At 60.7% G+C, this 21,475-nt stretch carries 13 protein-coding genes; 5 read left to right on the top strand and 8 right to left on the bottom strand.

Annotation, left to right across the window (positions count from 1 at the left end; all coding sequences use genetic code 11):
• Positions 1-277 precede the first annotated feature (277 nt).
• Positions 278-6,829: a hypothetical protein gene (locus tag CRP02_RS17795; RefSeq protein WP_097171852.1), complete on the top strand. Its 6,552-nt coding sequence runs from the start codon at positions 278-280 to the stop codon at positions 6,827-6,829.
• A gap of 104 nt (positions 6,830-6,933) precedes the next feature.
• Here the strand turns inward: CRP02_RS17795 and CRP02_RS17790 are convergent, their stop codons facing one another.
• Complete coding sequence (locus CRP02_RS17790) at positions 6,934-7,851, bottom strand: PhzF family phenazine biosynthesis protein (RefSeq protein ID WP_035251764.1); 918 nt, start codon at positions 7,849-7,851, stop codon at positions 6,934-6,936.
• Between the two features lie 305 nt (positions 7,852-8,156).
• Here CRP02_RS17790 and CRP02_RS17780 point away from each other — a divergent pair, with 305 nt between their 5' ends.
• Both CRP02_RS17780 and CRP02_RS17775 read left to right on the top strand, forming a co-directional pair.
• A complete protein-coding gene (locus CRP02_RS17780; RefSeq protein WP_097171850.1) occupies positions 8,157-8,930 on the top strand; it encodes an NAD kinase in 774 nt (257 codons plus the stop codon).
• A 21-nt stretch (positions 8,931-8,951) separates the two neighbouring features.
• Positions 8,952-9,452, top strand: a complete 501-nt coding sequence (locus tag CRP02_RS17775; RefSeq protein ID WP_097172831.1) for a hypothetical protein — start codon at positions 8,952-8,954, stop codon at positions 9,450-9,452.
• 80 nt (positions 9,453-9,532) lie between these two features.
• On the opposite strand, the gene CRP02_RS17770 is transcribed toward CRP02_RS17775, so the two are convergent.
• From CRP02_RS17770 to CRP02_RS17755, 4 genes are all read right to left on the bottom strand, one after another.
• Positions 9,533-10,003, bottom strand: coding sequence for a cysteine hydrolase family protein (locus tag CRP02_RS17770; RefSeq protein WP_003512771.1), 471 nt, complete (start codon positions 10,001-10,003; stop codon positions 9,533-9,535).
• A gap of 72 nt (positions 10,004-10,075) precedes the next feature.
• A protein-coding gene (gene prfB, locus CRP02_RS17765) for a peptide chain release factor 2 (RefSeq protein ID WP_179784059.1) occupies positions 10,076-11,207 on the bottom strand; the annotation gives its coding sequence in 2 pieces (ribosomal slippage) (positions 10,076-11,137 and positions 11,139-11,207; 1,131 coding nt in all).
• Positions 11,208-11,305: 98 nt separating this feature from the next.
• On the bottom strand, positions 11,306-13,750 hold the full coding sequence (locus CRP02_RS17760; RefSeq protein WP_097171848.1) for a penicillin-binding protein 1A: 2,445 nt from the start codon (positions 13,748-13,750) through the stop codon (positions 11,306-11,308).
• A gap of 326 nt (positions 13,751-14,076) precedes the next feature.
• Positions 14,077-15,348 (bottom strand): N-acetylmuramoyl-L-alanine amidase, encoded by a 1,272-nt coding sequence (locus CRP02_RS17755; protein ID WP_097172830.1) that lies wholly within the window; start codon positions 15,346-15,348, stop codon positions 14,077-14,079.
• Between the two features lie 645 nt (positions 15,349-15,993).
• Here CRP02_RS17755 and CRP02_RS17740 point away from each other — a divergent pair.
• Positions 15,994-18,948 carry an Rne/Rng family ribonuclease gene (locus tag CRP02_RS17740; protein ID WP_097171847.1) on the top strand — a complete coding sequence of 985 codons (2,955 nt, stop codon included), beginning with the start codon at positions 15,994-15,996 and terminating at the stop codon, positions 18,946-18,948.
• 221 nt (positions 18,949-19,169) lie between these two features.
• Here CRP02_RS17740 and CRP02_RS17735 read toward each other — a convergent pair whose 3' ends face one another.
• The 3 genes from CRP02_RS17735 to CRP02_RS17725 form a co-directional block, all read right to left on the bottom strand.
• Positions 19,170-19,874, bottom strand: a complete 705-nt coding sequence (locus CRP02_RS17735) for an SDR family oxidoreductase (RefSeq protein ID WP_097171846.1) — start codon at positions 19,872-19,874, stop codon at positions 19,170-19,172.
• A gap of 147 nt (positions 19,875-20,021) precedes the next feature.
• Positions 20,022-20,387, bottom strand: coding sequence for an antibiotic biosynthesis monooxygenase family protein (locus tag CRP02_RS17730; protein ID WP_097171845.1), 366 nt, complete (start codon positions 20,385-20,387; stop codon positions 20,022-20,024).
• A complete protein-coding gene (locus CRP02_RS17725; RefSeq protein ID WP_097171844.1) occupies positions 20,384-20,710 on the bottom strand; it encodes an NIPSNAP family protein in 327 nt (108 codons plus the stop codon). The genes CRP02_RS17730 and CRP02_RS17725 overlap by 4 nt, the downstream gene beginning before the upstream one ends.
• Positions 20,711-20,784: 74 nt before the next feature.
• Here CRP02_RS17725 and CRP02_RS17720 point away from each other — a divergent pair, with 74 nt between their 5' ends.
• Positions 20,785-21,468, top strand: coding sequence for an ArsR/SmtB family transcription factor (locus CRP02_RS17720; protein WP_097171843.1), 684 nt, complete (start codon positions 20,785-20,787; stop codon positions 21,466-21,468).
• The last annotated feature ends 7 nt before the right edge of the window (positions 21,469-21,475 follow it).

Below are 21,475 nucleotides of genomic sequence, written 5' to 3'. Positions count from 1 at the left end.
CGCTGCTGCGGCAAACCCGCATTAATTGTTTCGAACACCTAAATGTGTCACTACGGTACTGCCGCTCCGACGAGGCTTATGCTCAAGCTTTGTTATTCCGGCACAGTGATGTAATTTCGCCCGAAAGCTGGACCACCAGCAATTCGGGATTGGTAATGGCGGAATTGTTCTCTTTAACGGGATAATGTTCCGCTGGCATGATGGCGGCAGTCCATTTGCGGGTCGCAGATGGTCAAACGGCATGAAGCCGGGCGTATGTGTAACGAGGCGTAACCGCATGGCGAATAACAAGATCAGCGACTCTGTCGACGAGACTGCATTTCAGGCGTTGGAAGACGCCCTGCAGCTTGGTGCTTTCGAAGACAAGCCGGAATCGCGGAAGACGACAGCGCCAAAGCAGCCGGAGGCCAGATTGAAGGAAGCAAGCAGACAGCCCCCTGCTCCCGAGGCCGCGCGCGCGCCTGTCGAACAGGCGCCCAAATCCCCCAATCTGGAAGCTGCCAACGACGGCTCCAAGCGCAGCCCGGCCATGATCCTGAAATCGCTCGAAGGCGGCTCCATCGGCGGCGCGCTCAGAAACGCGACGATCATGTCGGTGATCTGGGCGCTCGGCGGCCTCGGCATCGCGCATCTTATCTACGGCAGCGCACTCTGGAACATCGGCTCGGTTGCCGACCTCGCCGCAATACCTGGGCTGATGGCGATCGTCGTCGGCATCGTCGTTCCGATCATGCTGTTCTTCGCCTTCGCGATCATGATGGCGCGTGCCCGCGATTTGCGCAACGCTGCCCGGTCGATGGCAGAAGTCGCCCTTCGTCTTGCCGAACCCGAAACTGTCGCCTCCGACCGGATCATGTCCGTCGGCCAGGCGGTTCGCCGCGAAGTCTCGGCCATGAACGATGGCATCGAGCGCACCATTGCCCGCGCGACGGAACTCGAAACGCTCGTCCATTCTGAAGTCAACGCGCTTGAGCGCAGCTATGCAGACAATGAATTGCGCGTGCGCAGCCTCGTGCAGGAACTGAGCGCCGAGCGCGACGCCATCGTCAACCATGCGGAGCGCATCCGCTCCTCCATTGTCGGCGCGCAGGAACAGATCAAGGAAGAGCTTTCCATCGTCGGCGAAGAGCTTTCGATGCGGCTTTCCACCACCGGCGAGGCCTTCGCCTCGATGATCGACACACGCTCGGCCGCGCTGCTCGAAAAATCGCGCGCCTCGACCGAAGCGATGGGCAGCCTGATTGCCGCCAAGACCGAAAATCTGCTTCAGGCACTGAATTCCTCGGGCTCAACGCTGTCGAGCGAATTCGACATGCGTCTGCACAACCTCACCTCGACGCTGGACGAGCGCGGCGAAGTGCTGCTGGAACGCTTCGCGATCCACGCCTCGACGCTGGACAGCGGCGCGGAAAGCCTCAACAGCGCACTCGAGGAACGCACCCGCCAGCTCAACGAGACGCTGTCCACCCGCACGCTCGAACTCAACCGCAATATCGATCGCGGCCAGCAGATCATCGGTGGGTCGCTGGATAACGTGCTCGACAAGCTGTCCACGACGCTTGAAGAAAAAGGCCTGTCCTTCCGCCAGAGCCTGCAAAGCACGGCCGATGATGCGATCATGGATCTCGATCTTCGCTCCGGCCTCTATGAAGAACGCCTGCAGGCGACGGTCGGCCAGGTCAACTCCGCCTTCGACGAACATGTGGCGGATTTTGCCAGTGCCTTCGACCAGCGCGCCGGCAGCCTCGATAGCAAGCTGATGGAGAGCCTCGCCCGGATCAACGAAACCGTTGCCGGTGGCTCCGAAGCCCTCGACACCATGCTGACCAGCGGACTTGAGCGCATCGGCAATACCATGACCGATCAGTCGCTTGCACTTGCAACTGCCTTGGGCACCGGCCAGGAAATGCTCGAAAGTGCGCTTGAGACCCGTACCCGCGCGTTCAGCGACGCAATCGGCCAGCGCACCGCTGAAATCACCGATGCCTTCGCCAATTCGCACGAGAAGATCGACGGCGTGCTGGCGGAGCGCAGCAATGCTCTGTTTGGCGCACTTTCGGCAAGCCAGGACCGTTTCGACGAGGCGCTTGCCAGCCGTTCGCTGGCCATTACCGGATCGGTCTCCGGCACGGCGGAACGTCTTGCCGCGATGCTCGATGAACGTGCAGCCGCAATCAACAGCGTCGTTGCTGATGTCGAGCGCCGTCTTTCGGAAACGCTCGAAACCCGCGCCGCCGCCATCACCGGCGCCGTTTCCGGCATCGAGGACCGCATTTCCGATACGCTGGAAAGCCGCACGGCTGCCCTGCACGACGTCGTATCCGGTGCGGAAAACCGTATTGCCGAGACGCTGGATGGCCGCACGGCCGCTCTTTCCAGCGCCATTTCAGGCGTAGAGGAACGCATCGCCGACACGATGGACAGCCGCACGCTGTCGCTCGACATGACCTTCGCCAATGTCGAGGAGAGGCTGTCGGAAACGCTCGACAACCGCACCTCCGCTCTGACCGGCATTGTCGCAAGTGCCGAAGAGAAGATTGCGGGGGCACTCGACAGCCGCACGTCCACCTTCGGCGACGTGGTTGCCGGTGCCGAGAGCCGGATCGCGGAAACGCTTGATGGTCGCACGGCAGCGCTTAACGCCGTCGTTTCGGGGGCTGAAGAACGCATCGCAGATGCACTCGACAGCCGCACCATGGCACTCGACATGGCGTTTTCCGGCGCCGAGGAAAAAATTACCGAAGCACTCGATACCCGCACCGCCGTCCTTGGCGAATTGGTGGCCGGTGCAGAGACGCGTATCGCGGAAACGCTTGATGGCCGCACGGCAGCGCTTAATGCCGTCGTCTCCGGCGTTGAAGAACGCATTGCGGATGCACTCGACAGCCGCACCATGGCATTCGACATGGCGTTTTCCGGCGCCGAGGAAAAAATTACCGAAGCGCTCGATACCCGCACCGCCGTTCTTGGCGAATTGGTGGCCGGTGCCGAGACCCGCATTGCCAGCGCACTCGACAGCCGCACGGCTTCGCTCAAAAACGTCGTATCCGGCGCGGAAGAGCGGATCACGGACGTGCTCGACAGCCGCACCATGGCGCTCGACATGAGCTTCTCCGGTGTCGAGGAAAAGATCGCCGATATCCTCGACGGACGCACTGCTGCGCTTCACTCGGCGGTTTCCGGGGTCGAAGATCGTATTGCCGATGCTCTGGACAGCCGCACTGCCGCCCTTTCCGGCATTGTCTCCAGTGCGGAAGAACGCATCGCGGACGCACTCGACAGCCGCACCATGGCGCTCGACATGACGATTTCCGGCGTTGAGGAGCGTATCTCCGAGGCGATGGATGCCAGAACCGCATCACTTTCGCTTGCGGCCGCAGGCGTCGGCCAGCGACTGGAATCGACGGCTTTCACGCTTGAAAACGCACTTGCCAGCGGCCACGAGCGGCTGGAGACCATGCTCGGTTCGCAGGCCGAACGCATTGCCGGCTCGCTTGAGCGCAATAGCAGCCTGATCGAGCAGAGCGTCTCCGGCGCGGCCAACCGCATCGAAAGCGTCGTGGAAGACGGCAGCAGCCGTTTTGCGCAGACGGTGGAAGAAGGCGTCTCCCGCCTCGAAAACAACCTCTCGCAATCGCATGAGGACATCCGTACCGCGCTCGAGCAGCGCCAGGCGGATATCGCCGCGACCTTGAGCTCTGCCACGACCCAGATGGGCGACATGCTCTCCGAACAGGCGATGATGATCGGCACCACCGTTGCATCCAGCGCCAGCATGCTCGAACTCTCGCTCGAAACCCAGCAGGAGACGTTGCAGAAGGCCATAGACGGCAGTGCAGCCACGCTGGAACAGCGTCTTCGCAACAGCGCCGGCGATATTGCCGTCAAGATCGGTGAGGCCGCCCGCGAAATTGGCGGTGCGACCGATGCGCTCTCCTCGCGGATCGAAACCTCGATTGGAAGCGTCACGGGCAGGCTCGACGAGACCGGCACCCGCATCGAAACTTCGCTCGGTGCGCTGCAGGAGCGTGTGTCGAGCGATCTCGGCAACGTCAACACCTCTATCGAGGATGCCGGACGTCGCTTTGCCGACGCGCTGGAAGACAAGACAGCCGCCTTCGCCCGTACCAGCGACGATGCGGCTCAGCGTATCACCGGCATTCTGGACGAGCAGACGATACGGGTTGCCGACACCTTCGAAAGTCGCACCAGCCGTCTGGCGGAAACCTTCGATGCCGGTTCGGCCCGCATCGATGAACGCCTCGGCACCATGGACCGCGCGCTGACGATCGGCCTCGAAAACGTCAACCGCACCATCGAAGGCAAGGCGAGCGAGCTCGCGGTCGGCCTGCGTGGCGCGGTCATTTCCGCCACCCAGAGCATCGACGACGAAGCCGTTCGTTCCACTGCCCTGCTTGCGAAAACCGGCTCGGAATTCGCCGAACAGGTGCAGGCGCAGAACGACGCCTTCACCAAGGCGATCGAAGAACGCTCCGGCGAGATCGTCAACCGCATCTCGGATGCACAGACACGCCTGTCCGGCCAGGCGGCAGCTGTTGCCCAGACCTTCTCGGAGGCGGGCAACATCATCGTCAACAAGGTTGCCGAGGCCGAAGCGGTCGTACGCTCGCAGGTGGGCGTCATTTCCGAGACCCTGACCGGTGTCGAATCCGCTCTCGATGCGCGCGGCGAATCCATCCGCTCGGCGCTGGACAACCGCACCCGCGAACTCAACTCGATGCTGGCCAGCCGTTCTGCTGAACTGTCGCGCCTGATCGAAGAGAAGGCAAAGCCTGTCGTCGACGAATACGCTACCATCGGTCGCGAAGCCGCCGAAAAGATCGTCTCCGCCGCCCAGCAGAGCGCCGAACTTCTGTCGCAGAGCAACAGCGGCATGGTCGGCATGGTGGAACAGGCGATCAGCGATTATGCCAATGCCGGAACCGACGCAGCAAGCAAGCTTGTCGCGGCAACCCGCCAGAGCACGGACATGCTGTCGCAGACGCATACGGCCATGGCCGACGCCGTCGAAGAAGGTATCGACAAATACACCCGCACGGGCAGCGATGTGGCAAACAAGCTCGTCGCCGCCACGCGCCAGAGCACGGATATGCTGTCGCAGACCCACAACAGCATGGCCGAAATCGTCGAAAAGTCGGCAAACAACTTCAACTCTGCGGTGGAGCGCGCCGCGCAGGAATTCGGCACGGCCGACGAAGCGTTGAACGCATCGGCCACCCGCTTCTCCGAATCCGCCTCGCAGGCCGCCGACATGGTGTCCAGCTCCAGCCGTCTGCTCGAAGGAAAGATCGATCGTCTGTCGAATATTTCCGGCCAGACACTGGCGCAGGTTGCCGGCATCGTCGGACGTTTCGAGGAACATTCGAAGGTGCTGAGCCAGGCGTCTGAACTGCTCAATGCCGCGCAGTCGAGCCTTGTCGGTACGCTGGAAGAGCGTCAGGATGCACTTCGCAGCCTGTCCGTCGGCCTCGTCAAGCGTTCCGAGGAAATTGAAACCGCCATGCGCGGCGTCGTCAGCGTGGTGGAAACCACACTCAACGAGGCCGAGGAGCGTTCGCAGAACGTCGCCGGCAACCTGCGTGACAATCTGCAGGCATCCTTCTCCGATATCGGCCGCTCGCTCGACGAGACGGAACAGCGCGCCCGCTCGGCAGCACAGACCATGCGGGGCGCCCTGCTCGCCGCTGGTCAGGATGCCAGCCGCTCGATCGAAAGCACGCTTTCCGACGCGCAGAAATATTCCGACGAGCTGGTCAACCGCCTGCGTGGCGGTGTCGAATCCTCGCTTTCGGAAGTCGACAACCTGCTCGGCAGTGCCTCGGAAAAATCGAATGCCGCCGCCGCCAACCTCAAGGAAACGCTGCGTCAGGCAGTTGAGGAAGCTGTCAGCCGTTTTGCCGGCGCGACGGACGAAATCCGCCGCTCCAGCCACGATATCCGCCGCGAGCTGGATGCGACCCGTGCCGAACTGAAGCGCGGCGCGTTCGACCTGCCGGAAGAGGCCAAGGAAAGCGCCGCAGCGATGCGCCGCGCCGTTTCCGAGCAGATCAAGGCCCTGCAGGATATTTCCCAGCTTGTCGGACGCTCGACCCAACAGATGGAAGTCTCCGAACCCGTCGCCCGCGCCATTGCAGCGACCCAGCCTGCCGCTGAACGCCGCGTCGAGACGCGTCCTCAGCCGGCAGCAGCCGCGCCGGTACAGCCACCACGTCCGGCTCAGCCGCAGCCGGCAGCCGCACCCGCCTTGCGTGGCACCCTGCCGCTTGAGAACCGCCAGGTCGAAAACCGTCAGGCGCCTGCCCCGTCCCAGGCGGCTGCGGCGCCTGCCGCACGCCGCGAAGAAGGCGGTGGCTGGATCAGCGATCTTCTGCGCGGTGCCTCGCAGGAATCGGCCGCCGCTTCCGCACCCCGCGCAAGCGCCGATCAGCAGCCGACCCGTGCTGCCGACACCCGCAATCCGCGTCACATGGTGGAATCGCTGAACTCGCTGTCCGTCGACATCGCCCGCGCGATCGACCACGATGCGTCGGTGGAACTGTGGCGCCGGTACCAGCGCGGCGAACGCGACGTCTTCACCCGTCGCCTCTATACGCTGAAGGGCCAGACGACGTTTGACGAGATCAAGCGCAAATACGAGCGGGAAGCCGAGTTTCGCACCGCTGTGGACCGCTACATCACCGATTTCGAAAAGCTGCTCGCTGATGTCGCCCGCACGGACCGTGACCGGACAGTCACCCAGTCCTACCTCACCTCCGATACCGGCAAGGTCTACACGATGCTTGCCCATGCGGCGGGTCGGTTCAACTGATCTCTGGTTAAGACCAGAAACAATAAAACCCCGGTCATGGCCGGGGTTTTTCGTTTTGGTAGACAGGCGGCTTTTCGACTGTAGTTCAGTCGCTCACGTTGAAATCAAATCTCGAACGTACCCGATGCTACACGGACCGCGTGGCCACCGATGCGGGCGCGGGCGATTTCGTTGTCCTTGATGTCCATGCGCAGATGGATGTGGGAAGGACGTTCCATCTCCACGCCCTGCTCTATCAACAGCGGATAGTGACCGTCTGTCAGGCCGTCGAAATGATGGATTGCGCCGGAAAGGGCGGCGGCGGCGGAACCGGTGGCGGGGTCTTCCGAAATCCCCATTTCCGGGGAAAACATGCGGGCATGGAACTTTGCCGCGTGATTGACGCCGCCGCGACAGTAGATATAGGCCGCCGTCAGGCGCCCCTCCACCAGCGGTGCGGTGCGCAGCCAGAGATTGGCGTCGAAATCCATTTCGCTGATAGCGGCAATATTGTGCAGCGGCACGAGCAGGAACGGCACACCGGCCGTCCAGATCGACGGTACATGGTTCTCAAAGCCGAGATGGCCTTCGCTCACGCCCAGCGCATCGGCAAGTGCGGTATGATCGAGCGGCAGTGTGACGCGGGACGATTTGCGCGGCAGATCGAATTCGGCGAAGCTGACCGCACCGGCGCGCATTTTTACCGCACAGCGGACCGGACCCACCTTTTCCTCCAGCACACAGACCATATCGATATCGTCATCACCTTCGTTGCGATTGCGCTCGGCAATCGCGATCGCTGCGCCAACAGTCGGGTGGCCCGCGAAAGGCAACTCGCCTGAAGGCGTGAAGATACGCAGCGAAGCCGCGTGGGCCGGGTTGCCCGAGCGGTTGACGAAAACGGTCTCGGAGAGGTTCATTTCTCTGGCTATCGCCTGCATCGTCACTTGGTCGAGGCCATCTGCGTCATACATGACCGCCAGCGGATTTCCCGCCATTTTGGTCTCGGTAAAGACATCGTAGATATTGTAATTCAGCACCACGCCGTCTCCTGCCACTCGCCGTTCCGCTTGTTTCGCGCAAGTTGCCTCACGTCGCGCCGCATCGCAACCCTTGTCGAAGGCCGGAAACCAAGAAGCTGTGGACCGCACGCGGGCAAACGCGCCTGCTGCGAACGCCTGTCCGCCGGAAAGGCCTTGTCGCCTGCTGCCGTCTTCATGTACCAAGGATGCGTCTTGTTGCTTGCGATCGACCGTTTTATCGACGTTTGGAGATTGTTAGCTGCTTCAACAGGTTACAGCATCGTCCGCATATCGATTCCGGTATGCGTCGTTGCCGAGGGAAGCGAATGTCGCATTCTAACTGTTCACTATCCTTCGTGGCCTCCACAACCGAGGAGGCGCAGAGGGCGCTGGAGGAGCTGAAAGGCGCTTACGGCAACACGCCCTTCGACGAGGCGGAAGTGATCGTGGCGCTCGGCGGCGATGGCTTCATGCTGCAAATTCTCAACGAAACGATGAATTCCGGCAAGCGGGTCTATGGCATGAACCGGGGATCGGTCGGCTTTCTGATGAACGACTACCGGGTAGACGGCCTGGTCGAGCGTATTGCGGTGGCGACCGGCAATGATTTTCATCCGCTGCGCATGACGACGACGGATTCCGACGGCGATGAATTTACGGCGCTTGCCATGAACGAGGTCAGCCTGTTCCGGCAATCTCATCAGGCCGCCAAGCTTCGTGTCGAGGTGGACGGCAAGACGCGGCTTGAAGAGTTGATTTGCGACGGCATGATGGTTGCGACACCGGCGGGATCGACAGCTTATAATTTCTCAGCCCATGGACCGATCCTGCCGTTGGAATCACCGCTTCTGGCGCTCACACCCGTCAGCGCCTTCCGGCCAAGGCGTTGGCGCGGTGCTCTTTTGCCGAACAAGGTGACGGTCGATATTCATGTTCTGGAGCGCGACAAGCGTCCGGTGAACGCGGTCGCCGACCATACGGAGGTGAAGTCCGTACGGCATGTGCGGATTGCGCAATCGCAGGACAGGACGGCCAGAATTCTCTCGGACCCGGACCGTTCCTGGTCAGACCGCGTTCTCGCCGAACAATTCAACAATTGACGCCAACCACTGATGATGGCCATGCCCCTGAAAAAACCTCTTCTCGCCGCCCTCATTTTCGCCGCCACAGCGCTTCCCGTGCGGGCGCAAACGGAGGCGATCGACAACTTGCCGGTTTCGGCGATCTTCGTTGTCAGCAGCGGCATGTGGGAAGAGCATAATCTTGAGCCGGTGAAAGGTTCTGACGGCCAGATGCGGCCGCCGCCGGCGACGCCCACACGCGGTTATTACAAGGTGATTGCAATCCGCCAGGGCGATGGCACCGCTAAAGTCTATCTGCAGCGCATCGCCACTACCGCAAACGGACCGAACCTTCTCGAAAACATCGAGCTGGAAGAGTTCAGCCAGATGAAGTCCTACGTCACGGATATTCGCCCCGAAAGCTCGAACGGTGCATCGGCCTCGCCCGGCCTGTTCGTGACCGTCTATCTGAAAACCGATCCGCAGATCAGGGAAGCGGAAAGCTGGACGATCCTGATCGATGAGCTCGGGGAGATGAAGATCGAAAAGGCCTCGAACTGAGGGCAAGGGCACGTCGGTTTGAACGGAATCGTTCTAGGTTCTCTACCTCTTTGATTATACGCAGTTTTACTGGAAATTCTCTACGCGTTAAGCTCGTGCGGCCCGGCCAGAACCGCGCCGAAATGATGTTTCCATAGTCTGGCGCCGAGTTCGCCGCTGCGATCGAGGCTGGAGCCCACCGTCAGCCATGGCAGAAGCGTGGGATGAAGCCCCGCATCGAACAGGGCAAAACCCGCAGCCAGCACGCAGGTATCGGCCTGAATGCCGCAGACCAGCACCCTGTCGAGCTTTAGAGACAGGAGGTGGTCGATAGCCGCCCTTGGCGGCGCGTAGCCGTGCTTTATGAAAATCCAGTCCGCCGCAACCAGCGAGCAGTCGTCCCTGCCCGGCTTCCAGCCGAGTTGCCGCTCGAAAGGCGTGACGCTTTCATCATGGCGCTCGACGCTGGCAACGCTTGGCATGGTGGCGGCCAGCGCGGATATGTCCGCCACCAGCGCAGCCGGCGGATTGAAGCTAGGCTGAACGTCGACGATGTAAAGCGCCTGTTTCATGCATCTCCTCCAACGAAAAACCCCTCGCAATGGGTTGCGAGGGGTGATTTTTTCAAGCGACGCTGTGACGCGTCAGTCGATATCAGCCACTTCCACGTCTGCGCCGCCGCTGATGCGGTGCGCGAGGGCCGCTTCCATGAACTGGTTCAGATCGCCATCCAGCACGTTGCCGGGTGCGGTGCTTTCCACGCCGGTGCGCAGGTCCTTGATCAACTGGTAGGGCTGCAGAACGTAGGAGCGGATCTGGTGGCCCCAGCCGATATCCGTCTTGGATGCGGCCTGGGCGTTTGCCGCATCTTCCCGCTTTTGCAGCTCCACCTCGTAAAGGCGGGCGCGCAGCATGTCCCACGCCTTGGCGCGGTTCTTGTGCTGGGAACGCTCCTGCTGGCAGGCCACGGCAATACCGGTTGGTATGTGGGTAATACGCACGGCCGAATCGGTGGTGTTGACGTGCTGGCCGCCTGCACCGGACGAACGATAGGTATCGATGCGGCAATCGCTCTCGTTGATGTCGATCTGGATCGAATCATCGACCACTGGGTAAACCCAGACGGAAGAGAACGATGTATGGCGACGCGCATTGCTGTCATAGGGCGAGATGCGGACGAGGCGGTGTACGCCCGATTCCGTCTTCAACCAGCCGAAGGCATTGTGGCCCTTGACGAGGATCGTGGCGGACTTGATGCCGGCCTCTTCGCCGTCATGAACTTCCAGCACTTCCACCTTGAAGCCTTCGCGGTCGGCCCAGCGGGTATACATGCGCAACAGCATGTTGGCCCAGTCCTGGCTTTCCGTGCCGCCGGCGCCGGAATGCACTTCGAGATAGGTATCGTTGCTATCAGCCTCACCGGAAAGCATGGCTTCCACCTGACGGCGGTTCGCCTCGCTCCTCAGCGCCTTCAGCGCATCTTCGGCGTCCTTGACGATCTCGTCGTCGCCTTCCATCTCGCCGAGTTCGATCAGCTCGACATTGTCCTTGAGCTGCTGCTCAAGCGCCTTCACGCCATTGATGCTGTCATCCAGCTGCTGGCGCTCGCGCATCAGTTTCTGCGCTTCGGTGGCATCGTTCCAGAGGGTCGGGTCCTCTGCCTTGTTATTCAACCAGTCCAGTCGTCTTATCGCCTGGTCCCAGTCAAAGATGCCTCCTCAGCAGGCTTATGGCCTGCTTGATTTCGTCGACTACGTTCACAGTTTCATTGCGCATTTCGCTGGTTCTTCGCCTTCATTTAAACTGGTAGCTCAAATAAATGCGGGGGGCGCGGATGTAAAGACCCGCGCCCCCCGCCAAACATAAGACTGGTATCAATAAAGACCGCCGCCACCGCCGGTGATGGCCTGCTGGGCCTGTGGCGAGGTCTTCAGAATATCGTCCTGCGACATGCCTTCCGCGCCGATCACCGAGAAGGTATCGGCCGGGCCGGTGCCTGGCTTGAAGGCTTCCATGATGGTGTCCGGTTCGCCTTCCGAAGCCGCCATGCCGGTCTTGCGGTTGACGGCGATGAACTTCATGCCTTCAGGCACGATGAACTTGCTCGGTTCCAGGTGCTTGGCAGCATCGGCGATGAACTCGCCGAAGATCGGTGCCGACAGCGAACCACCGGTGCCGCCGCGCCCAAGCGGTGCGGGCGAATCGAAGCCGATATAAAGACCGGCAACCATGTCCGGCGTGTAACCGACGAACCAGGCGTCCTTTTCATCGTTGGTGGTGCCCGTCTTGCCGGCAACCGGCAGATCGACCTTGATCTTGCCCGCCGCCGTGCCGCGCTGCACGACACCTTCCAGCATGGAGGTCGTCTGGTAAGCGGTCATCGGGTCGAGAACCTGCTCGCGGTTATCAACGATGACCGGCTCGTCCTGATTTTGCCAGCTGGTGGCGTTGCAGCCCTCGCAGGCACGCTCCTCATGCCGGAAGATCGTCTTGCCGTAACGGTCCTGGATGCGGTCGATCAGCGTCGGCTTGATCTGCTTGCCGCCATTGGCGATCACAGAATAGGCCGAGACCATGCGCATGATGGTGGTTTCACCCGAACCGAGCGACATTGCCAGAAGCGGCGGCATCTTGTCGTAGATGCCGAAGCGTTCGGCATATTCCGCCACCAGATTCATGCCCATGTCCTGCGCCAGACGCACGGTCATGAGGTTACGGGATTTTTCGATGCCGAGACGCAGGGTCGAAGGACCGGCGGAACCCCCGCCGTAATTCTGCGGCTTCCAGACCTGGCCGCCCGAAACAACCTCGATCGGCGCATCGAGAATGACCGAGGCTGGGGTATAGCCGTTGTCGAGTGCAGCCGCATAGATGAACGGCTTGAAGGAGGAGCCGGGCTGGCGCATCGCCTGCGTGGCGCGGTTGAATTCCGACTGCGCATAGGAGAAGCCGCCGACCATGGCCAGAACGCGGCCGGTGTGCGGGTCCATCACCATCATGCCGCCCTGCACCTTCGGAGGCTGGCGCAGGCGATATTCGTTGCCGGAACCGGACAGCGGCTGTGCGTAAACGACGTCACCCACAGCCAGAACGCCAACCGGCGACTTAGCCGTCGGCTTTTTGCCGGTGGCATCGCGATAGGCCCAACGCATGTTTTCAGCGGAGATATGGCCGCGTGTGCGCTTGTCGCCATCCTCGGCATCGGGGTCGACCTGCACGCCAATATCGATGCCATCGGCAGCAACGGCGAGGACAACCGCGATCTTCCATTCGGGAACGTCGCGAAGGCCCTTTACCTTGGCGAGCGCCGCAGTCCAGTCACCGGTCGTCTCGATCTTTTCGACGGGTCCGCGGAAACCGCGACGCTCGTCATATTGCACCAGACCGTCCTGAAGCGCCTTGCGCGCCTCCATCTGGATCTGCGGATCGAAAGAGGTGCGAACCGAAAGGCCGCCTTCAAGAAGCGCCTGCTCGCCGTATTTCTCGACGATCTGGCGGCGGACTTCCTCGGCGAAATAGTCAGACGCGAAGATATGCGCGCCGCCACGGCGCAGATTGACGCCAAGCGGCTGCTTCTTAGCATCCTCGGCATCGCCGACCGTGATGTAGCCGTTCTCGGCCATGCGGTCGATCACCCAGTCGCGGCGCTCCAGCGCCGCCTTCTCGCGGCGGATCGGATGGTAGTTGGCAGGGCCCTTCGGCAGCGATGCGAGATAGGCGGTCTCCGCGATCGTCAGTTCCGTGACCGATTTGTTGAAATAGGTGAGTGCCGCACCGGCGATACCGTAAGAATTCAGGCCGAAAAAGATCTCGTTGAGATAAAGCTCGAGGATCTTGTCTTTGGAATAGGTCTGCTCGATGCGGAAGGACAGAAGCGCTTCCTTGAGCTTGCGGTCGAAGGTCTGGTCGTTGGTGAGCAGAAAATTCTTCGCCACCTGCTGGGTGATGGTGGAGGCGCCGACCGGGCGACGGCCCGAGCCGAGATTCTGGAGGTTGACGAGAACGGCACGACCGAGGCCCCAGATGTCCACACCGGGATGATTGTAGAAATTCTTGTCTTCCGCCGAAAGGAAGGCTGCCTTCACGCGGTCCGGAATAGCCTGGATCGGCAGGAACAGGCGTTTCTCATGGGCGTATTCCGCCATCAGCGCACCGTTGCCGGCGTGCACGCGGGTCGTCACCGGCGGCTCATAAGTGCTCAGAACTGCATAATCCGGCAGGTCCTTCGTCACGCCGTGCAAATAAATTGCACCGACGGCGGCGGCGCACAGGAAGAGCACGCTGGCCAAGCCGAAAAAATATCCAATCAGTCTGATCATACCAAGCTACCGATAATTCGAATCGTAACCATCAACGCCCGATGATACGGGCGCATCCTTGCATATCGCGTGCCGTTTTGCACACCATACCTTCGATGACAAGCCGGAACGACAGCATTCGCTGATATGTTACCGGGCCGACTGCCGCAATTGCGGTTCCAGCCGCACTGGCGGATCACCACAGAATCCGCTTCCGCAATAACGCGGCGAATGTGAGTAAAATAGGGCTTCACCAACCTAATCGTCCGCAAGGCCCAAGAATTGAACAGCTTTTCGGCAGCAAGGGGCACGGCGACAACGGGGGCGCCGCTTACCCGCCCGGCCCGTCAGCCGCCGTTCGCCATGGCCTTGGTGCGGTATCGTCCGACCGCAGTTGCAAGCGTATCGGCGACCTTCTTGCGCCATTCCGCATCAAGAAGCAGTTTTTCATCTTCCGGATTGGAGAGAAAGCCGAGTTCCAGCAACACCGATGGCACGTCATGGGCACGCAGCACCATGAAACCGGCATAGCGATGCGGATTATTGATGAGGCCAACCTGTCCCTCGAAGGACGATACGATATTTTCGGCCAGCGTCACCGAAAAGGCCTGCGTCTCGCGCCGGGTGAAATCGAGAAGGATATCGGCGACTTCAGGCGGCTCGCTGGAGGCTGCCACACCGGCAATCTGGTCGGACTTGTTTTCGCGCTCGGCCAGCTCCTGCGCCCTGCGGTCTGAGGCGCGGTCGGATAATGTATAGACGGTCGCGCCCCGGATGCCCTTCTGCTTCAGTGTATCGGCGTGCAATGAAATGAACAGGTTGGCATTGTTCTGCCGGGCGATCGTCACGCGTTCGGACAGAGCGAGAAACGTATCGGAATCACGCGTCAGGAACGCCTTGATGCCGGGTTCCCGGTTCATACGCTCCACAAGTTCCTTGGCAAAGGTCAGCGTGATGACCTTTTCCTCCGTGCCGGTTACGCCGCCGGAAGCGCCGGCATCGATGCCGCCATGGCCGGCATCAACAGCGATGACGAAATCCGTCTGCCGCGATGTCTTGTCGTCAGGCGTGATCGCCGCTGTCGAGACCGGGGCTGGCGCGCGCCATTGCTGCTCTTTCACCAGTTCGGCGAATTTGGCCTTGGTGGTGATCTCCGCATCCAGTACGAAACGGAACGATGTGCCGTCCTCGCCCTTCTTGGTTTCGGCAACTGCCACCTGAACCGGTTTTTTTGCCGTCAGCACGATGCGGGCGCTGTTTTGCCCCATGCTACCGAAGCGAATGTCCGAGAAAAGGCCGGTTGGCGCCAGAGCCGATGCGGGGAACGCAAAATTCACCGCAGGAAAGTCCACGACGATGCGGGCGGGCGAATCGAGATAGTGAATGTCGAATTCCGGCTCCTCGGCAAAATCGAGAACGATGCGCGTGCGCGCCTCGTCGCCGATGATGCGTGCCTGATTGGCGATGAGCGGCTCCACGGCGAAGGCCTGTGCAACGCAGGAGACGAATGCGGCGACCGAAAAGACAACCGGCAAGACAAGGGCACCCGCAAGCCGCGCGATTCGCGCGCCAAGCGGCCCTGCCCCATCGAATATCGCTGCGCTGCGCGTGAAATTCATGGTCTTCAAGAAATTCCGTATTTCAGTCATTTTTCATAAATGGTGCGGCAAAGTGCCGGGAACGTCGTAATTTCGGCCACGCCGGACGCGTGTTTGTGCGTTTGCGCCCCACAATCGCAGGCGTTGGTGAACCAATTGTTAACCCGGAAATTCCACCAACAATATGGCATATTTAGCCAGCCTATTGCTATTATGACAGAGAAAACATACAACAAGGATGAGGGTTAAAAGTGTTGACGGGATAGATGCCCGCCGGCTGCCAATCGAAAAAGACGCTGGCGCTGCAAAACGGGCAATCATCTGCCGTCGTTACATTTATCCTGAAACTGGATCAATTCCGGCCGTGGCCGGAGACCTACCCGGTGGCAATGCCACCGCTGCTCTGAGGAGAGCAAATTCATCGGACCCCAAGGGGTCTATATATTATTGTCGTTCCGCCTGGCCAATGATGTCGCAGCAGTTTTCATATGAACCGGATACCAGGAGCAGGCCAAGCGCCTCGCCGTCGGTCCGGATGCTGCCAGTTTACAGAGGCCCGGCTGGAGACTTCATTTCCGGCACATCCTTGCACTCATATGAAAGGCTCGTCCGTGTGGCGGGCCTGTTCTCGTATAAAACAAGGCTGCGCCGAGGAGCACAGCTTACATGGCAGACAAAATGCTTATCGACGCCTCCCACGAAGAGGAGACACGCGTAGTCGTTGTCCGTGGGAACCGGATCGAGGAATTCGACTTCGAATCGGAGCACAAGAAACAGATCCGCGGCAATATCTACCTTGCCAAGGTCACGAGGGTTGAGCCCTCCCTTCAGGCGGCCTTCGTCGATTACGGTGGAAATCGCCACGGGTTTCTCGCTTTTGCGGAAATCCACCCTGACTATTACCAGATCCCGCTCGCCGACCGTCAGGCACTCCTCAAGGCGGAAGCCGAGGATCATCGCCGCAGCGACGACTTCGAATCGGCTGACGCCCCCGAGCCTGGCGCACCGGCTGTCGATCTGTCGCAGGCGGACCAGCCGGATGTCGGCATCGTTGCCGTCAGCGAAACCCCTGACGCCGTGGTCGTGGACGACACCGTTGCCGTTGCCGCTGCCGAAGAGGTATCCGAGGACGTGACGGTAGTGGCCGTCGAGGCCGTTTCTGAAGAAGCACCGAAGAAGCGTACCCGCCGCCCCCGCGCCAAGAAGAAGGTTGCGGAAGAAGAAGCCGTTTCCGACACCACTGAGGCCTCTTCCGAAGAAGACGGCAGCACGGGCGGCGAAATGGCTGCCATGGTCGATACCGATACGATTTCCGAGGAAGTCGAGGGTCTTCGCCGTGGCAATGACGATGATGATGACGACGATGATGACGATCATCACGAAAAGGAAGTGATCGAATCCGTCGGCGCCGAAGACGCCATGGAAGAGGTTCCCGATCGCGTCGCCCGCAAGCCGCGCAAGCAGTACCGCATTCAGGAAGTCATCAAGCGCCGCCAGATCCTTCTCGTGCAGGTTGCCAAGGAAGAACGTGGCAACAAGGGTGCCGCACTCACCACCTATCTGTCGCTTGCCGGCCGTTATTCCGTGCTGATGCCGAATACTGCACGCGGCGGTGGCATTTCCCGCAAGATCACCCAGCCGACCGACCGCAAGCGCCTGAAGGAAATCGCGCGTGATCTGGAAGTTCCGCAGGGCATGGGCGTCATTCTGCGTACCGCAGGCGCCAACCGCACCCGCGTCGAGATCAAGCGCGACTTCGAATATCTGATGCGCCTGTGGGAAAACGTCCGCACGCTGACGCTGAACTCCACGGCTCCCTGCCTCGTTTACGAGGAAGGCTCGCTCATCAAGCGTTCGATCCGCGATCTCTACAACAAGGATATCAGCGAGATCATCGTTTCGGGCGAAGAAGGCTACCGTGAAGCAAAAGACTTCATGAAGATGCTGATGCCGAGCCACGCCAAGGTGGTTCAGCCTTACCGCGACATCCACCCGATCTTCTCGCGCTCGGGCATCGAAGCCCAGCTCGACCGCATGCTGCAGCCGCAGGTTACGCTGAAATCAGGCGGTTACCTCATCATCAACCAGACGGAAGCTCTGGTTGCCATCGACGTGAACTCCGGTCGTTCGACCCGCGAGCATTCCATCGAAGAAACGGCGCTGACGACCAATCTGGAAGCGGCGGAAGAAGTGGCTCGCCAGCTGCGTCTTCGCGACCTTGCCGGTCTTGTTGTCATCGACTTCATCGACATGGAAGAAAAGCGCAACAACCGCTCCGTCGAGAAGAAGCTCAAGGACTGCCTGAAAAACGACCGGGCGCGCATCCAGGTCGGCCGTATCTCGCATTTCGGCCTTCTGGAAATGTCGCGCCAGCGCATCCGCGCTTCGGTGCTGGAATCGACCACGCAGGTCTGCCAGCATTGCGGCGGCACGGGTCACGTTCGCTCGGAATCCTCCATCGCGCTGCACGTGCTGCGCGGCGTCGAGGAATATCTGCTGCGCAACACGACCCACAACATTACCGTGCGCTGCACGCCGGAAACGGCTCTCTACCTGCTCAACCACAAGCGCGGCACCATTGTCGATTATGAAGGCCGCTTTGGTGTGGCGATCATCATTGCTGCCGACGCCGGCGTTGGCGCCCAGCATTTCGCCATCGATCGCGGTGAAGCGGTTGAAAATCCGGTGAAGATCGAAAGCCTTATCCAGATGCTCCCGAGCTTCGTGGAAGAGGAAGACGATTTCGTCGTTGAGGCGGAAGAGGACGAAGAAGAGGAAGAAATCGTCAAGGCGCAGGCCAGCGAGCCGCGCCAGCAACAGCAGCAGGGCGACAACGGTGAAGACGGCAAGCGCAAGCGCAAGCGTCGTCGTCGCCGTCGTGGCAAGGGCGGACAGAATGACCAGAACGGTGCAGTTGATGCGCAGGCTGGCGATGACAGCGGCGCTGATGATGCGGACGACGAAGATGGCGTCGAAACCGATGAAGCCGCAGACGACGCCGATGAAAACGGTGTGAACGAAGCTGCAAGCTCCGATGAAGAGGGCAAGCGCAAGCGTCGCCGTCGTGGCAAGCGTGGCGGCCGTCGCAACCGTGCTGAAGATGAGGCCCTCGATGCCGCAGGCACTGAGTCCGACGAAGAAGGCGAAACGGAAAGCGAAAGCGAAGAGGTTTCCGCCGCAGCACCCGTAACCGAAGAGCCTGCCGCTGCCGAAGTGGTGGAAGGTGTGGTTGCCGACGTTGTGGAAGCGGAAGCCCCGAAGAAACCGCGCCGCACCCGCAAGGCGAAGGCCAAGACCGAAGACGTACCGCCGGCTGAAGCGGCACCGCAGGCTGAAGTCGCAGCCAAAACCGTTGAAACGGTCGAGCCGGTGATCGTCGAACCCGCAGTCGTTGTGGAAACCGTCGTCGATGTCGCCCTCGACGAAGTGGGTGAAGCCTCGGCCGATCTGGGTTCGGAAGCCGGAGCACCGGCGACGGAAGAAAAGGTTCGCGCGAACCGGGGCAGCAATGTCTCGAATTCGGAGCCGGTCGTGACCTCGTCGGGCACGCCCGTCAACCCTGAAGGCGACGAGCCTAAGCCGCGCAAGGGCGGCTGGTGGCAGCGCAAAGGCTTCTTTTGATAGAAGACACTGAAACGAAAAACGCCCGCAACCATGTTGCGGGCGTTTTGCTTTGTTGGCGGATGTTAGGTTTCTCTCATGCCGTAATCGATCCGGCATCAATCGATCCGGCATCCAGCCACGGCGCGTCTGCGCCCTGAAAGAAATCTCTCGCGATCAAGGACTTGACCGCTCTGGCCCAGGACCAAGTCCGGGGTGACGGAAGCCGGATATGCCAGTCGTCAAACAGACCGTGTCAGACCACCATCGACGCGGATGTTCTGGCCGGTGATGTAACCCGCACCTTCCGAGGCCAGGAAGGCAACGGTTGCGGCTATCTCCTCGCTCGTTCCGTAACGCTGCATCGGCACACCCTGGCGGCGCTCTTCCGTGGCTGGCAGGCTATCGATCCAACCGGGCAGAACATTGTTCATGCGCACATTGTCGGCCGCATAGGTATCGGAAAAAATCTTGGTGTAGGAGGCAAGGCCGGCGCGGAACACTGCAGAAGTCGGGAACATGCTGCTCGGCTCGAAAGCCCAGGCAGTCGAGATGTTGACGATCGACCCGGCTTTCTGTTTCACCATGAATGGAGCCACGATCCGTGTCGGGCGTATGACGTTCATCAGGTAGACATCGAGACCCGTGTGCCATTGCTCATCGGTGATATCGAGGATGGAGGCGCGGGGGCCGTGGCCTGCACTGTTCACGAGAACGTCGATACGACCGAATTTTTCGAGCGTCAGCTCCACCAGTCGATTGAGATCGTCGTTGGACTGGTTGGAGCCGGTGACGCCGATGCCGCCCAGTTCCTTCGCCAGCGCCTCTCCCTTGCCGGAGGACGACAGGACCGCGAGCTTGTAACCATCAGCGCTTAGACGTTTCGCCACGGCCGCCCCCATGCCGCTGCCGCCTGCCGTCACAATCGCCACTTTTTCTGCCGACATCGTTCTTCTCTCCATGTCCAATCGGGCGGACCGCCGCGTGGCAGCCCTTCTCCATCCATAACCCGCTCCATCTATAGCGGGTTTTGGCAGCGAGTTCGAACCAGAAAGCCTTGGACCGGCTTGAAGAAAAACTGATCTGAAGGCCCGTCAACGCCGCACTTGATCATCCGCCGCATGGACCTGTCTGCTGTCGGTCGGGGCCTCCTCCCTCTCCTTCAGACCATAGTCCCGCATCACGGTGGCGATACGCAGGCGGTAATTGCAAAAGACGCCTGACCGCCCCAGCGACTGTGCTGCGCGATGCGGCGCGGTGTTGCGCCATGCCTTCACCGCCTCCTCATCCCTGAAGAATGACAGCGAAAGCATCTTGTCGGGATTGCTGATGCTCTGAAAGCGTTCGACGGACAGGAAGCCGTCGATGGTTTCGAGCTCGGCGCGCAGGCTGGCGGCAATATCGAGATAATGCTGTTTTTCGCCCTCAGCCGGCCAGACCTCGAAGATGACGGCGATCATCGTCCGCCTCCGCCATGGGGCGCAGATGCCAGCCTCAGGAACAGCCGGTCCTCACGGCGGATGAATTGCTCGCGCCGGGCGAATTCATAATTTTCCCGCCCTGCCGGGTCGGCGGCAAGTCGCGCCCGGTAGGCTTCGTATGCGGCAAGGTTTTCGATATTATAGACGCCGTAGGCAATAGTGCTCGATCCCTCTTTCGGCGCGTAATAACCGACCAGATCGGCGCCGCAGCGCGGTATCGCCTCACCCCAGTTGCGGGCATATTGATCGAAAGCATCGACCTTGAAGGGGTCGATCTCGTAACGGATGAAACAAGTCAGCATCGTCGGTCTCCTCGTGTTCTGCCTTCCCTGTTTACGCCATTGCCTCACATCAATGCTTCGGCTATCATCGAACTATGAAAGACGGACCCTTGATCGCAAATGTCGCCGCCCTGATCGGCGACCCCGCCCGCGCCAACATATTGACGGCGCTGATGGACGGACGTGCGCTGACGGCAAGCGAGCTTGCCGAAGCCGCCGGCGTGACCCTGCAGACCGCCAGCGGGCATCTGTCAAAACTCTCCGACGCCCAATTGCTGAAAGCGGAAAAACAGGGGCGGCATCGCTATTTTCGTCTTTCCGACGCGGATGTGGCGCAGGTTCTGGAAGCGCTGATGGGACTTGCGCAGCGCACCGGGGCCGTGCGCGTACGCACCGGACCAAAGGACACCGCGCTTCGAGAGGCGCGAATCTGTTACGATCATCTGGCGGGAGAAAGCGGCGTAGCACTGCTTTCCACCATCACCGCAAAAGGTCTCGTGACGTCAGGCGACGATCCCGCACTTACAGATAGCGGGCGGGATTTCTTCTCGAGCTTTGGCATTGATCTTTCGCCGCTGGAAAAGGCAAGGCGCCCGGTTTGCCTGCATTGCCTGGACTGGAGCGAACGCCGTCACCACCTCGGCGGCGGGCTCGGCGCATCGCTTCTGAAAGCCATGCAGCAGCGCGACTGGCTGCGGCAAGGAAACGGGCGCGTGCTGACCTTCACCACAAAGGGTGAAAAGGCCTTTGCCAGCACCTTCGGTTGCTCGCCCGTCTGATCCCCGC

The sequence above is a fragment of the Rhizobium sp. AN5 genome (assembly GCF_900215255.1).
GTDB classification, from domain to species: Bacteria; Pseudomonadota; Alphaproteobacteria; order Rhizobiales; family Rhizobiaceae; genus Agrobacterium; species Agrobacterium tumefaciens.
This window is presented reverse-complemented; position numbering and strand designations above follow the sequence as displayed.